Origin of the sequence: Nostoc sp. (genome assembly GCF_036919575.1) — a bacterium.
Taxonomy (GTDB): Bacteria; Cyanobacteriota; Cyanobacteriia; order Cyanobacteriales; family Nostocaceae; genus Nostoc.
On the sequence record NZ_JBALBY010000001.1, the window covers coordinates 47,237 to 62,821 of the forward strand.

13 protein-coding genes are annotated in these 15,585 nt (G+C 41.1%); 8 read left to right on the forward strand and 5 right to left on the reverse strand.

Translation table 11 applies throughout. The features are described 5' to 3' along the window. Positions 1–4 precede the first annotated feature (4 nt). The 4 genes from V7K27_RS00255 to V7K27_RS00270 all read right to left on the reverse strand — a co-directional run bounded on the left by V7K27_RS00255 (position 5) and on the right by V7K27_RS00270 (position 4,067). Entirely contained in the window at positions 5–1,309 is a 1,305-nt protein-coding gene (locus V7K27_RS00255) for an NAD(P)/FAD-dependent oxidoreductase (protein WP_334943183.1), read from the reverse strand. Between the two features lie 70 nt (positions 1,310–1,379). Beyond that, positions 1,380–1,736, reverse strand: coding sequence for an EamA family transporter (locus V7K27_RS00260; protein WP_334943185.1), 357 nt, complete (start codon positions 1,734–1,736; stop codon positions 1,380–1,382). Positions 1,737–1,772: 36 nt separating this feature from the next. After that, positions 1,773–2,156 carry an EamA family transporter gene (locus tag V7K27_RS00265; protein WP_334943187.1) on the reverse strand — a complete coding sequence of 128 codons (384 nt, stop codon included), beginning with the start codon at positions 2,154–2,156 and terminating at the stop codon, positions 1,773–1,775. A 1,656-nt stretch (positions 2,157–3,812) separates the two neighbouring features. After that, a complete protein-coding gene (locus V7K27_RS00270) occupies positions 3,813–4,067 on the reverse strand; it encodes a hypothetical protein (RefSeq protein WP_334943189.1) in 255 nt (84 codons plus the stop codon). A gap of 549 nt (positions 4,068–4,616) precedes the next feature. Here V7K27_RS00270 and V7K27_RS00275 point away from each other — a divergent pair. From V7K27_RS00275 to V7K27_RS00295, 5 genes are all read left to right on the forward strand, one after another. Beyond that, complete coding sequence (locus V7K27_RS00275) at positions 4,617–6,776, forward strand: Tex family protein (RefSeq protein WP_334943191.1); 2,160 nt, start codon at positions 4,617–4,619, stop codon at positions 6,774–6,776. A gap of 13 nt (positions 6,777–6,789) precedes the next feature. After that, positions 6,790–7,131 carry a 2Fe-2S iron-sulfur cluster-binding protein gene (locus V7K27_RS00280; RefSeq protein WP_334943193.1) on the forward strand — a complete coding sequence of 114 codons (342 nt, stop codon included), beginning with the start codon at positions 6,790–6,792 and terminating at the stop codon, positions 7,129–7,131. A gap of 488 nt (positions 7,132–7,619) precedes the next feature. After that, positions 7,620–8,018, forward strand: coding sequence for a phage holin family protein (locus V7K27_RS00285; protein WP_334943195.1), 399 nt, complete (start codon positions 7,620–7,622; stop codon positions 8,016–8,018). A 119-nt stretch (positions 8,019–8,137) separates the two neighbouring features. After that, entirely contained in the window at positions 8,138–8,329 is a 192-nt protein-coding gene (locus V7K27_RS00290; protein ID WP_334943197.1) for a YqaE/Pmp3 family membrane protein, read from the forward strand. A 59-nt stretch (positions 8,330–8,388) separates the two neighbouring features. Continuing rightward, positions 8,389–8,610: a hypothetical protein gene (locus tag V7K27_RS00295; protein ID WP_334943199.1), complete on the forward strand. Its 222-nt coding sequence runs from the start codon at positions 8,389–8,391 to the stop codon at positions 8,608–8,610. Positions 8,611–8,896: 286 nt separating this feature from the next. On the opposite strand, the gene V7K27_RS00300 is transcribed toward V7K27_RS00295, so the two are convergent. Then, positions 8,897–9,697: a histidine kinase gene (locus tag V7K27_RS00300; RefSeq protein ID WP_334943201.1), complete on the reverse strand. Its 801-nt coding sequence runs from the start codon at positions 9,695–9,697 to the stop codon at positions 8,897–8,899. A 375-nt stretch (positions 9,698–10,072) separates the two neighbouring features. On the opposite strand from V7K27_RS00300, the gene V7K27_RS00305 reads away from it, so the two are divergent. From V7K27_RS00305 to V7K27_RS00315, 3 genes are all read left to right on the forward strand, one after another. Then, on the forward strand, positions 10,073–10,297 hold the full coding sequence (locus V7K27_RS00305) for a hypothetical protein (RefSeq protein ID WP_334943202.1): 225 nt from the start codon (positions 10,073–10,075) through the stop codon (positions 10,295–10,297). 147 nt (positions 10,298–10,444) lie between these two features. Beyond that, positions 10,445–11,464 (forward strand): aldo/keto reductase, encoded by a 1,020-nt coding sequence (locus tag V7K27_RS00310; protein WP_334943204.1) that lies wholly within the window; start codon positions 10,445–10,447, stop codon positions 11,462–11,464. Positions 11,465–11,569: 105 nt separating this feature from the next. Next, on the forward strand, positions 11,570–15,322 hold the full coding sequence (locus V7K27_RS00315; protein WP_334943206.1) for a CHAT domain-containing protein: 3,753 nt from the start codon (positions 11,570–11,572) through the stop codon (positions 15,320–15,322). Positions 15,323–15,585 lie beyond the last annotated feature (263 nt).

A 15,585-nucleotide genomic window follows, 5' to 3' on the forward strand; every position in this document is an offset into this window, starting at 1 on the left:
AGTTTCAAGAATTCAGTAATGTTGATTTTTTCAGAAATTCATCGACTTGTCGCACAACTGCGTTGTTGTTGACGCTATCATTAACCAACTGTGAGGTATTGACGACGAAAAAATCATCGTTTTCACTACTCACTTTTGGAACCAGACTTGAATAATCTAAAACTTGTAGTGGCTGTACTTTAATAGCTCGATTAATGTGTGCTGCCACAATATCATCTGCTTTGAGTTCTGGGAACATCAAACGTATACCCTGGAAAAATACTTGGCGCAATTCATCATCTGGCTGTTTTAACAACGGGTCAGTGGAAAGTATATATTTTGGTAGGAATGTCATGTGATATCCTGCTGTTTCTTGCAAAGAAACTAAGTTACTCATACCGATAACTCCGGTAAAGGGAATATTTCTATCGGCAATATTTACTACGTAATAAGGAACTAGAGCCTTACGAGTAATCAGTAACATGCAGATTACACCCAGGTATTCTACTGTTTCACCACTGTCTGAAACTTTCACCAGTTCATCAGCAACAACCTTTTGCAAAATATTAACTGGGCCAGTAAAAATGACTTTATCAAAATGTTCCTTTTTCCCTTGAGATTCTACCCAAATTCCACCCCCTGGATGAGGTGCAATATATTCCACCGTCACTCCTGTGCGAATATGACCTCCAGCCGCGTAAATTAATTTTTCTATGTGGTCAAAAACAGTTTTGTAACTTCCTGAGACATAACCAAGTTGTTCTTTATTTAATGAAGAATCCCGCGCTGAAAATAGTCGTTTGATATAAGCCCAGATAAAAACTGCTGATATTCGCTTATAGTTCTCTCCTAATTTGGATAAAAGTAAGGGTTTCCAGAGCTTTTCGTATGTGTTTTTACCACCGAGTTTCAATAGCCAATCTTCAACTAAAATCTTCTCTAAGCGCCGCCAGTTATTAAGGCGTGAACCATACAGAAGAGTAAAAGCTAATCTGATTTTACCTATAAGTCCAAACAGAGGAAAGCGCAGAAATTCTATAGTATTACTAATAGAATAAAATTTTTGATTGTCGTAGAAACCTGTTAAACTTCGATGCCAACGCAGTTTATCTCCAAGACCAATATCTCTGATAAAATTTATTAAGTGAGTATCAGAAGGTAGGATAACATGATAAAATCGATCCCAGGTAAATAACCCATAATCATGATAGGTGGTAAGTCCACCAAGCTGCTTGTTGCTATCGAATACAGTTACTATATGTCCTTGATGTGAAAGACGTTGGGCTAACACTAGCCCAGTTATGCCTCCGCCAATGATGCCTATATTCATAAATTTAGATTTTTGTAGGGATGCTTTTGAGATTTAATATTAATAACCTGATTAATTGCCTGTTAAGCTGTTAATGTACAACCAGAATTACGCCAGTTATAATAATGGAAATTCCTAACCATTGGCTAAAAATAACTTCCTCTTTTAAAAGATAGTGAGAAGCAATTGGGATAAGTGCATACATTAATCCGAGAACTGGAAATGCTTGACTCAGAGGAATTGTCCGCAATACATAAAGCCACAATATAGTCATAAATGTATAACAGATAAACCAAATCAAAAAATAAGGAGATAATAATAGATTTTTGATAGATGCGCTTTCTCCCTTAGTAGGGCTAGAAATGTAAAGTCCATATTTTAGTGACAAGTTAGCTGTTGTTCCGAATAAAACTACAAGCATTAAAAGTAGCCAAGTAATGATGTTCATTTGTCAATACTTTTTGTGGAATTTACTAGAGGAAATTTATATAGATTTTTTCATGGGAATAACCACTAAAATAACACCCAGAAAAATAGTGATAACTCCTGCTATTCGGGTTAGTGTAATCACCTCATTAAAAAAGTAGTATGAACCGAAAAGTATGCCAACATAATTTAAACTAGTGAGTGGATAAGCAATACTCAATTTAACTGAACGCAGAGCCAATATCCAATTTCCTACTCCCAAGCAATAAACACTCACAGCTAATGTTAATTGTTGAATAAATACCCAAGTAAATAATCCCTCATTTGGATTACTCATGGTATGCTTCATCAGCAATTGCCCAGAAATACTAAATAAAATACTGACAAACAGGATGATATAAGGAATTATTTTCAATTTGGAAATTTGCGAAATAGATTTCATAGTACATTTACCTCAATCGAGATAGTAGGTATGAACCTGACAGTAAACAGCCCGTTGTTTTGAACGTTTCGGATGTCGGTAATACCTTCTGTGCAATTCGACTTCCACTTCAATAAATAGCTATGAAGTGACTGATATCAAAATGACTGTTGAAATCTTCCGTGTCAGCCAGTTATGCTTCAAGAATACATTTTGGCGCGATCGCAATATCTAGGTTATAAAGGATATAGATATAGTCAAGGTTGAGGGTGTTGCTACAAATTTGCTCTGACACCATAGAATTTCTCTAGGTTCACACACTCTGTAACCTCGGCTGGGAACTAAGCCGATTCATAAAAATTTGTACTCAAATTGAGTATGTATACGTAATGTTTTGGTAAATTTGAACACAATAAATTACAGAAGTCTGCTTGGCTGCGGAAACCATAGATAAATCAGTCTAAAGGAATGCGCTTTACAGGTTTCTGGAGAATTTTACTGAATGTCAAAATTGAATTTTTGATCGCACTAACGGCTAATGTAAACTAGCGTTGGCTGATCAACTCGCAGTTAATGTTCATTGCATCTGATTTGAGATGTTTTTACATTACTTAGTATTAGATTGGCTTAACTTGTTCTTAATTACATGAAATTTTAACTACAGGTTTACTTTAAATTTATTGTTACATGTAATTACTTATTAGAATACCATGAGAAAAGCATGTTGCAAATTTATCGCCGCACTTCATCAAAAATTCATTTATCGGCAATATACTTAAACAGAAACTTCATCAAATCTAAACTTTCCTCTAGATGAATCTTCATTTTTAAGGATTTGTAGGTTGATGAAGTCCGGGAGCATCCCAAATGTGTAAATTTATTTTTTGTAGTGCGGGCTAGAAGCCCGCTTCCTGGACATTAGGGAGCAAGATGCTCCCACTACAAATTTTATTTTGGCAAAATTGGGATGTTCCCTGAAGTCCTTTCTGGCTAAGAAACTTGCAAAAGTAGCGATTTAGTCTCAGACTCTAGAAGTGCAAAGCTAAGAGTTTGAGAAAGCAGAATTGAAATTTGAACAACAGTGGAAGTAGTGGCAGACTGTACTACAAAAATACATGATTTACAGCACAGGCAAGTTATAAATGCAACCGAAAGTCTGAATCGTTTTTTATTTATCCACGAAAATTTTCAAATTTAGAAATCTCAGACAAGACTTGGTTGAGAGTTAATTAAGACACTAAGTAAGTCGGAAAACCCTATTTATAAATTCTCTCATCAAAGTTTATTTGAAGATTTTCAACAATGGACAATGAACAATGTACAATTGACAGTTACCTCTCCCTAAAAGGCACTCTTGATTGAAGAGAGATGAAGAGAGAAAATGGAAAAGTTTTATCTTTTTCCCCTTTTTAAGGGGAGGCTTTAAACCTTGAATGAACCAATTGTGTTGAAAAATCGCTCCTCTTGGTTTGACACCAAGACCGCGTTTTTCGCTGTCAATTGTCAATTGTCAATTATCAATTGGTAAGTATAATTAAATGGCCAAAACTATACTCATACAGAATAATTCCCCATAAAAAATTACCAACTTCCGTGTTTAAAGGCATTCCTGGGTTAGGTGTCTGAAAATTCCCAGGAGTTTAAAGTTGAGAAAAAATTATTTAGTGGTAGTTGGTATTATTTAATTTCTCTAGATTGTTTTCTTCTGGCTTCAGTTTGTTTTAACTCATTTTGCTGCAAAAGTTTGTTGGTAATGATGAAGACAATGATTAACAATCCAAACTGAATCTGCCAGGGTGCTAATACTAAGCTTAAAATCAAGCTAACAGCTGCAAATACACCTGCAAGATATGCAATTTCATCATGACTCTTTTTAAATAAGTAGCCAGTGGCTAAAGCAGTGCATAGTGGTATCAAGAAAAACAAAGGCATTTTACTCACCTCTGAACTAAAGGTCGTAGTGTTTATCAAACAAACTTTTTGGAATTAAGCTTAATTTTACATTCAATCAGGTTTTAGCCACAACAGTCGATCGAAATAAATATTATAGAAAGTCAAGATTACGCAACGTTGTATATTACCCCAATTGGAATAATTATTGCGACAGATGAAGCACCGAAAAGCTTGGCGAATAACTCCTTCTTCTGTGATTGATGCTGCGCGTAAGCTTGCTTTAAGAGTAGGGATACGAGATGCTACACGTAGTATATAGTGTATATAAACACACAATTTATTCCGTGATGCTCGTTGTGTTGCTCTCCTGACTCAGTTTAGCTGCGCTATGCTATACAAATTCTCATTCGCCTACGCGGATTGAAAGGGGTTAAAACTTGCGTAGGTAGGTTTTGTCTATTTCGCCAATTGCACTCTTGTGAGCAATCATCTGGTAAATTGGCTTAAAACTTTGGCCTTGCGCCAAGATCAGGATCTAGCATATTACCTTTAGAAGTAGCATTTTAATTTTTTCATTTTAGACACCCAATGCTGAACATTCCTCAATTACTGGCAACTGAAATAAACCTCAAACCCCATCAGGTGCAAAACGCGCTGGAACTTTTGGCGGAGGGTGCAACAATTCCCTTTATTGCACGTTACCGCAAAGAGCGCACTGATGAGATGAATGAAGTGCAACTACGTGAACTGGCTGATCGATATACTTATTTAACAGAACTGGAAGAACGAAAATCGGTGATTTTAAGTGCGATCGCTCAACAAGGTAAACTTACAGATGAACTCAAAGCCAAAATCTCATCCTGCTTACAAAAAACCGAACTTGAGGATTTATACTTACCCTATCGACCAAAGCGACGCACCCGCGCCACCATCGCCAGAGAAAAAGGACTCGAAGCACTGGCGGAGTTCATCAAGTCGCTAAATGTCAAAAATGCTGCAACGGCTTCCTTAGAAGAAGAGGCGGCTAAGTATATTTCGGAAACTAAGGGAGTAAAAACAGCAGAAGAAGCGCTCAAAGGTGCTGCTGATATTTTAGCGGAAGAAGTAGCTGAAAAAGCTGAGTTCCGCGCATATATCCGCGACTATCTTTTAGAAGAAGGGGTATTTGTGTCCCGCATCAAAGATGATTATCCCGAAGGTACAACCAAGTTTGAGATGTACCGTAACTATCAAATTAGGGTAAAAAATATTGCACCCCATAATATGTTGGCGTTGTGTCGGGGTGAAACTGAAAAAATATTAAGCTTTGAAATTGCTTTTGATGAGGATACAATACTTTACTATCTTGAGTCGAAAGAAATTAAAAGCAAAGTCCGCACAATTCGGGATTTTTATCAGGCGATGTTGAAGGATGCATTCAACCGTTTGATGAAAGTCTCTCTCATGGGAGAAGTAATTTCTGAGAAGAAAGTTTATGCAGACATAGAATCAATTAAGACATTTGAAACTAATCTGCGAGAGTTGCTGCTGTCTGCACCAGCCGGGATGAAACCAACGCTGGCGATAGACCCTGGATTTAGAACTGGATGTAAAGTTGCAGTCCTCGACCAAACTGGAAAATTTTTGGAATACCAAGCGGTATTTCCCCATCAAGCGGCTGAACAACGACTCAAAGCAGCGCAAACTGTCAAAAATCTGATTGAAAAGTACAAAATTGAGTTAATCGCCATCGGTAACGGTACAGCGTCCCGCGAGACAGAGGAATTTGTGACGCAAGTTTTAGAAACCATAGAACGCAAACCAGTTAAGGTGATGGTAAATGAGTCTGGCGCATCTATATATTCTGCGAGTACTGTGGCGTTGGAAGAGTTTCCCGATTTAGATATTACTGTGCGCGGTGCGATTAGCATCGGTCGCCGTTTGCAAGACCCCTTAGCGGAACTGGTGAAAATTGATCCCAAATCCATTGGTGTGGGACAATATCAACACGATGTCGATCAGAAGCTGTTGAAAAAGAAATTGGATGACACCATAGAAAGCTGCGTGAACTACGTCGGCGTAGATTTAAATACCGCTTCCAAAGAACTTCTGACTTCCGTCTCTGGAATTACGGCAACAGTTGCCAATAACATTGTCGCCTATCGCAACCAGCATGGAGCCTTTAAAAATCGCCGACAACTCTTGAAAGTTGCGAAGCTGGGGCCGAAAGCCTTTGAACAAGCAGCAGGTTTTCTGCGGATTCGCGGCGGTGACAACCCATTAGATAATACAGCAGTGCATCCAGAGAGTTATTCTGTAGTAGAAGCGATCGCATCTGATCTAAATGTGCCATTAAATCAGGTGACGCAAATTGCCGAAAAACTCAAAAAGACCAACCTGAAGAAATATGTTACCGATAACGTTGGCGAACCCACACTACGCGACATCCTCAGCGAACTAGAAAAACCAGGTAGAGATCCTCGTGCTGAGTTTAAGTATGCCACCTTCAGAGAAGGAATTAAGGAAATCAGGGACTTAAAGGTGGGAATGGAACTAGAAGGAATCGTGACGAATGTCGCCAACTTCGGCGCCTTCGTTGATATCGGCGTACATCAAGATGGTTTAGTGCATATATCCCAACTTGCTGATAGATTTGTAGACGATCCCAACAAAGTTGTCAAAGTCGGACAAGTAGTTAAAGTGCAAGTGTTAGAAATCAACGAGAAACTCAAGCGGATTAGTTTGTCGATGAAAGCAGTTAAACAATAATTATAAACAGCAGATGGTAGTTTATCAAGTTCGATTCATCAATCTTACACTTGGGTTAGATCGCACCATTCAAGTACCAGATGATCAATATATTCTGGATATGGCAGAAGAAGCTGGTATCCGCCTACCATCTGGGTGCAAACAAGGCGAATGTTCAGCTTGTATCGCCAAACTCATTAGCGGTGAAGTTGATCAAAGTGAGCAAAAATTTCTGCGTCCAAGTGAAATACAAGCAGGTTATATTGTTACTTGTGTAACTTACCCTTTGTCTGATTGCACTTTAGAAACCCATCAAGAACAAGTCTTGTATAAATCAGCCCTTTACTATCAGCCTGAGTCTGGAAAATCGGAGTGATTGTTGGACTGTGAGATTAAATTAATCTTAAATTCGTTTATGGCACTTTTCGTTTGTATGCAATATACCTTGACCTCTCTCCTTTTAGGAGAGACAATACGGTTCGGTTAAGGCAAGAGACGCGATAAATCGCCGTCTCTACAACGGACTGATTATTGTAAAGACGGCGATTTATCGCGTCTTTGCGATCTAGGGTGTGTCATCAAAAAACCTTATCCGAACCGTATTGAAAGGAGAGAGGCTTTGAATTTTACTCCCCAACGCTAGTAGGGAAGGGGTTGGGGGTTAGGTCTATATTGGACTCAACAGAGAAGTGCCATAACGCAACCTTAAAAACATTGCATCTATATTATAACCGCTATAGTTTTCTCAATGATAGACCTAATGGTAGAACTAAATTCTATCTTGCAAGAGAGGTTAAAACCTAGCAGATAGTTAAAGATGAGATAAGAAGTCTCAAACAAAAAATATCTTATTAGGTAAAAACAATGTTGACACCATTATTAACCGCGCTAGCTACAGCTTTGAGCCTGTTGATTGTTGATTTAATTGTTCCAGGCGTTAATATTGCTAATTTTCCCGCAGCTTTGATTGCCGGGTTAGGAATTGGTCTAATTAACGGTTCATTTAAACCAGTTCTGTCTACTCTTTCTCTACCACTTAACTTTGTGACATTTGGAGGATTTTCGCTGATCGTCAACGGTTTTTGTTTCTGGTTAGCATCAGCGCTAATTCCTGGGTTCTCAGTTCACGGAATTATTGGCTTTCTTCTAGGTCCAGTAATTCTGTCTTTTGCTAACACCTTCATTAACAACTACTTTGTTGAAAGAAACCTTTTAACCAGCAGTAGTAATGCAAAAAGCCAAGGTGAATTACCTTCAAGATAAGTATTAGAGGGAGTAGAAATACTCATCTTAATCACGTCTCTACTCCAAATAAAATATCCGAAGGTGGATTTCCTCATTCGGCATCTTCAAATTAAACAAAATCACAAAGTTGTAACATCATGAAAATAGTTCGTTTTCTTCTAGGTTTGTTATTGCCTCCTTTAGGCGTTTTCCTGACAGTTGGAGTTGGCCCCACCTTGTTCATTAACATTTTGCTGACATTTCTAGGTTGGCTACCCGGTAGTATTCATGCAATTTGGGTTATTGCCAAGCATGAAGAACAAGTTAATGAAGGAGGACGTATTTACTAATACGTAAGATTAATTACTGGTAATGGGTAATGGTAATTGTGTGCAACCATTACCCATTTATGATTTTTATAATTACTGTGGGAATACAAGGATTTGGTAGGGACACAGAAAAAGCTCATTGGTGTCAACTTAAGGCAAAACCATTTTCAAACCTCGTTTCCAGCCAGAGGCTGGAAATGCACCTCATAGCGGCTCTGCCGCAAGTCTCGGAATGCATTCCCAGTCTCCGACTGGGAACGAGACAATCTCTAAAAGCTGCTTCTAGACTAAAGGGCGGTTAGAAACCGCGTCTACACAGACAAAACCCACCTTTCCTACGGAACGCCAAGGGCGAACGTGGGTTAAGAACCCTTGATTTTGCATTAGTCCACGAAGGTGGACTTTGTTTGTGTAGCCGCGAATTCTATTCGCCAAGGCTTAATTTGACACCAATGAGCAATACTGTTACCCTACAACAAATGTGGTTCAATTAAATGAAAACTGCTGTAATTAAATTTTTATTATCCAACAAAATAGGGTGGAAATTGCCCACCCTACTTTTCTAAATCAATTAAATACCAAAACAGTCTATTTATGAATAGTCTCACGCTCTTTATCAGCAGGTTGCTTATCTTTGAACAAGTCAGCCGCCGTTAAGAGTAACTGTCTCAACGTTTGTTTGATTTGGCGCTCTTTTCTTGCTAGAGATGTGCCAGCTTCACCTAATTGATCTTCTAGTTGCGATCGCTTCTCTCCTACCTGTGCAGCTACAGCCTCTGCTTGGGGACGAGCCTTATCATACCAGTGTTTAGCCTCGTCTAGATAATCTTGAACCTCCAGAGTACGTCCGCCATAGCGTGCAGCTAAGTTAGCTCGGACAATCGCTAGCTGCGCTTGCAGTTGCGCGTAACGTTTCTTTAACAATCCGACTTCTTCACTATCTTTAATAGCATTGACAGCAGAATCAATTGCAGTTTTGGTACTAGCAGATTTTTCCTTACCCGTCTCTTCAATCTCTGCCAAAATCACATCAACTTCTTGTTGGAGTTGTTCTTCTTCACCATCTAGTTGAGCTTGTAGTCGCTTGATATCTATCTGAGTTTTAGCAATGTTTTCGTGTCTTTGACTATTAATTCCTTCCAGCGCTCCTTCAATAGAAGCTGTCACTTCATCTTTGAGTTCGCCACCTTTTTCTTGGAAGTTTTCAATTACAGCAGAAACAGCATCTCTAACAAGGCTACGAAGTTCACCAGAGCCTTGTTTAAACTCAGAAGCTACTTGAGAAACTGCCGATTTCACAATTTCTCGAATCCGATCAGTTCTTAATTGTCCGGTTTCTTTCGCTTGTTGCAGGTCTGCTTGAATTTGTTCTTTGATATTGTTAGGCATTTTTAACTCTGGGGATTTAACTAATTGGGATAAAATTTTCTAGACGCGTTCCTATACCCACATTATGGCGTAGTCTAATTGGGCTAGGCACTTCCTTTAGATAGAAAATTATAGCCCCAAAGAGGTGATGTGTAATATGTTGCCCATTTATGAGAATAATTCAGAACTCAGGAGTCAGAATTCAGTATGGATTCTGTACGAGTGGGTGATGAATATTGCTTAAAACCTCGCCACTGGTGGGCGAAAAAAATTAAAATATTCTCGCCTTAAAACTCTATCCCTTTATGAGTAGTGTATTCTGAATTCTGAATTCTGTATTCTGACTTCTGTTTTATGAGATGATCAAGATTTAGTGGTAGTCATTGGGAGTGAAATATGTGGCGAGTAAATATTACTTGTTCAGGCGATGCCTGGAAGCTTTATGGTACTGAATTTAAAGCGATCGCAGAGAAATATCAAGGTGAATTGATTGGTTCCAAAAAAATGCCAGATGGTATCCGCATCATGTCCTATAAAATTGAGGATGTTAGCGATGCAGAAGCTTTTCAAGAAGATTGTGCAAATTTTGCTGGATTTACAACTGACTTTGAATCCCTGTAGTATTGGTTCGGACACTTCTGCCTGCAACTAGTATGTCAAAATCGGAAGAGGTTGAGTGAAAAACTACTCTCCTAACTCCTGTACAGACGCGATTAATCGCGTCTCTCCCCACTCCCCACTCCCCACTCCCAACTCCTAAACTTGAAAATGAACTTACCCGCAGCTAGCCGTCTCCAATTCACTCCCGATTTAAACATCTGCCGCATTTTAAATGGGATGTGGCAAGTCTCCGGCGCACACGGACAGATAAATCCCCAAGCCGCCATTGAGAGTATGTTCAAATATTTAGATGCAGGCTTTACCACTTGGGATTTAGCAGACCATTATGGCCCTGCAGAAGATTTTATTGGCGAGTTTCGCTGCGAACTAATTGATACTCGTGGCAAAGATGCTTTATCTCAGGTGCAAGCTTTTACAAAATGGGTGCCTCGTCCAGGTAAAATGACGAAAAAACTCGTCGAGGAAAATATTGATATTTCCCTGAGAAGAATGAATGTGCAATCGTTAGATTTAATCCAATTCCATTGGTGGGAATATCAGGATAAAAATTACCTGGATGCGCTGAAATATCTGGCAGAACTTCAGACTGAGGGCAAAATTAAGCATCTAGGTTTAACTAATTTTGACACGGAACACTTGAAGATTATTACCGAAGCAGGCATCAAAATTGTTTCTAACCAAGTGCAATTTTCCCTTGTTGACCGCCGTCCCGAAGTGAATATGGTGAAGTTTTGTCAACAGCATGAGATAAAACTTTTTACTTACGGGACACTATGCGGCGGTTTGTTATCAGAAAACTATTTGGGGAAACCGGAACCGCGAGGATTTGATCTAGTTACAGCTAGTTTGAAAAAATATAAAAATATGATCGATGGTTGGGGTGGTTGGCAATTATTTCAAGAGTTGCTGGCGATCCTGAAGGAAATTGCTAATAAGCATGGAGTAAGTATTTCTAACGTGGCAGTGCGTTACATCTTAGATCAGGCAACTGTGGGAGGTGTGATAGTTGGTGCAAGGCTTGGTGTATCTGAACATATAGAAGATAATGCCAAAGTATTTAGTTTTAGTTTAGATGCTGACGATCGCGATCGCATCAATGCAGTATCTCGGCAATCACGGGACTTATATCAGCTAATCGGTGATTGTGGCGACGAATATCGGCGATAATAACTAAGCCTTTAGGAATAGGGTAAGCCTTTCGCAACAGTGTAAGCTTTTAATAATTGAGTGATAATACGGTCAAGGTTATTGTCGAAACTACCCCTATAGGCTATGCCTCTAAACCTCACCTTCGCCCTCAGTCAACAGGAAACTTTTGAACTGCGCTTTAACGATGTTTCACGTCACTTGAATAAAGCAGAGTTGGCAGCGCTGATTGATTTGTGTGAGCAAAATTACTATACTCAACAAACAGTAGCCTTACCCGACCTCACCCAGTTGGGACGACAACTTTATCAATGGCTGGATGGTAATGAGGGATGGCTGAGAAGGTCGCTAAATGAAGCAGATGAGCAAACAATTTATCTGGATTTGATTCAAGCCAGCGAAGCACAGGGGTTGAACCCAGAAACAGAAAGAGTAGCATTGGGATTGGCACATTTGCCTTGGGAATTACTACATGATGGTGCAGGGTTTTTAATCGAACGTCGGGATATTTCAGTCTTGCCAGTGCGTTCTGGAAAGCAGCGTCAACCTCAAGTGATTGGTGTGCAAAATCGCCCATTACGGTTGCTGTTCATGGCGACTTCACCTGAAGATCCTAAAGTTCCACCACTAGGGTTTGAGCAGGAAGAAGCGAACATTTTGCAAGCAACGAAGGAGCAGCCTTTGGCGTTGATTATCGAGGAAACTGGCTCAGTTGCAGAGTTAGTTAATTTGGTGCAATCCTACCCAGACGATTATTTTGATGTCTTTCACCTCACCGGACACGCGATAATTTATACCAAAAAAGATTACGGCTATTTGCTGCCACGAGGTACTCTCTTACCAGACAATACTCCTTGCTTGATCGCTGAGGATGAGGTGGGGAATTTGCAACTTGCTACCGTCAATGACTTAAGTAGAGCTTTTGGCGATCGCTGGCCCCGTGTAACTTTTCTCTCTGGTTGTCATCCGGGACAGGTTTCTAACAAGGGTACAATACCCGCGATCACGCAGGCATTGGTGAAGGCAGGGGCAGGTATAGTTTTAGGCTGGGCGCGTCCAGTGTTTCCCCGCACGGGTATTGTCGCGGCACAGGCACTCTATGGAGCTTTGGCGACGGGGGCAACTGTTGAAGCAGCAATCAAAGCGGCGCAGCAGGAGATGATTGACCAGGAATGCACCGACTGGCATCTGTTGCGGATTTATCGGGATAGGCACGCGATCGCAGAACTGGTGACACCACTGAAAACAAGAAATCGTGAAAGGCTGAAGTTCAGAGCGCCAGAACCAGAATTTCTGGATGAGAATAATCAAATCAAAGTTGCCAGTCGGTTAGAATTTGTCGGACGCAGGCGACATTTGCAACGGTGTCTGGTGGCATTGCGGGAAAACAGCAACCAAATCGGTGTGTTTATTGCCGGGATGGACGGACTAGGTAAAAGTAGCTTGGCGGCGCAGTTATGTACCAGAGTGCAGGCGCAGCGTCCTAATTTTGCGCGAGTCGTGTTGATTGGCCTTCTGGATGAGTGGGGTTTGCTGAATCAACTTTCCCATAAGTATGAGCAGTTTGCAGATATACCCGCACTTTTGAACGAACCAAAGGTGACTCTCAAAGGGCGGTTGCAAAACTTTTTTAAAGCAATTGAAAAAATCCACAACCAACCCTTGCTGCTGGTGCTGGATGACTTTGAGCAAAACATCCCCAACCCGAATATTCAAGATGGCTCATTGCGAATGACGGCGGAAGCTTACGAAACTTTCTCTTCGATTTGTGCCGCATTGGTAGAAACCGGGGCAGCAAGTCGGCTGATTGTCACCTGTCGCTATTTGAAGTTAGACACCTTGCCACCCCACCGCCTGCACTGGGAATCTTTGGCAGAGATGAGCAGCAATAATATTGATAAAATCTGCTTTTCCTTAGATAAAGAAGTTAGGCAACCGTTAAAAACTCAGAGGATTATTAACATTGCCAATGGCAACCCTGGTTTGCTGAAATGGCTGTTGCAGGTGATTGGGCAACCAGCACTGGCGACCGATGAACTACTGAATCGGCTGGAGAAGACTGAGCCGAAGTTTCGTGAAAATATTTTGGCACAAACTCTGCTGGATGCCTTGCAACCGGATGAACAAAAGTTTCTCGCCCAGTTGAGTGTGTTTCATCTGCCTGTGACAGAGGAGATAATTAGTGTGTTCATGCAGAACCTCTCCCCAACCGTCCTCCGACAAAAAGAGGGGCTACAATCTGCCCCATTCCTTGTAGGAGAGGGGGGAGTTAGGCCAGACTTACCCAAGCTTGTCAGCCTTGCAAGTATCCCAATTTTGCACAAATACCTGGCGAATAGAATTCGCCACTACACAAACCAAGTCCGCTCCGTCCCTGGCGCGGACACCATCGGAGAAGTTCTGATGCCTGCGTTGGACTACGCTCACGTCGGTTCCCGTCCCTCAGACTTATCTGTGCGCGGACTAATCCTAGTCTCCGTATTGCTTCGCAGAAGCCATACCCCTTTGGAAAAGCGAGCTAAGAGCCGCGTTTCCGTCAGGAAAAAGCTAGGCAGACTTTGTTTTCGCCCCACCAAACTTCCAGACTGTTCGCGTAGCGTGTGCTTGAGGGAGGGCATTTTGCACATTTGGGATGCTCCCCTCAGCCTTGGCCTAGTCGAGTCTGCCACCGCTAACCCTACCCAGCCTGCTAATTACCGAGTGACGACAATTTTAGAACCATTGCTAGAATCAGTGTTGAGTGAGTCAGAGTGGCAAGCAACCCAACAACAAGCGGCGAGGAAAGTCTATCAAGTTTGGTGGCAGGACTCTAACCAACGTACAGAAGCAGAAGGACTGGAAATTGTCCGTTTGGGACTGCTGGCAAGAGAGCAAGAAATTGCTGTGAGTGTTGGGGATAGGATTGCAAGCAGTTGGGTGAACAATTCCCGCTTTGTGGAAGCTTTTGATTTATGTGAGCAAATCTTGGCAGTTTTTCCAGACTACCGCATCTTGGGAACCATTGCCCGTGTCGAAGAGGTTTTGGGTTTTTTGCAAGAGGCTGTTGTCCATTTTCAGCAAGCTTTAGACCTTTGCCCTGAAGAGAAGTTGCAAGAACAAGCCGCGACGCTACACGAAATGGCAGGGTTAAAAGTCCAACAAGGAGATATAGTAGGTGCGATCGCTTTTTATAAACAGTGTTTGCAAATTGAAGAAGATATCAACGATGTCTTAGGGAAAGCCTCAACGCTACACGAAATAGCAGGGTTAAAAGCCGAACAAGGGGACATACTAGAAGCGATCGCTTTCTATGAAGAATCTTTGCAAATCGAAGACGATATCAACGATGATCTAGAGAAAGCCGCGACGCTAGTAAATCAGTCTTACTGGGCGGGTGAAACTGGAGATAAAGCTAGGCAGTTAGATTACAATTTGCAAGCTGCTGACGCATTGGCCCAAATACCTGCATACATTAATTTGGTGACAGTTCTGAGTAACTTAGGTGTAGCAGATGAAAGCAACAGTTTGGTTTACCTAGCTCAAGCAATCTGGCTGACACTGAAGATTCAAGCTCCCTTAGCAGATACTATTGAGTTAATCAATGTTTTATATAATAAAGTGCCTCAAGGTGATGAATTAGAAGCTTTGCTAGGAGCAACGGCAATATTCATTTGCAACTACCGAGGTGAAGGTGAGCCGCAGTTAGAAGAACTCCAAGAGCGTAGTTTCGAGATGATATCAGGGGCGGCGGATACCCAAGGAATTGAAACAGAAGAAAAGTTTAATACTTGGTTTACTCAGCAACGGCTGAACGATCCAGAATATTTCCTCCCCCGACTCAATCAACGCCTAGAGGAGATAGTCGGGGATGGGTGGTTGTTTGATGCTAGTCAAGTTTAGATGGCGGGATCAGGCCAGATGCAAGGATATTAAATAATTCGTAATTCGTAATTCGTAATTCGTAATTAAAGCAGAAATCATGTATTTGAACCACATCTGTTGTAGGGGCACAGCAATGCTGTGCCCCTACCGCGTGGTCTATTTACCTGAAAATAGCTGTAAGTTTAGAATCTTCTGCACCTGGTGCGTCTTCACTTCCATAGGCTACATCGTAACCAGCAGAGCGCAAATATCTAACGGTCATCAGAGGAAAAATTTCATTT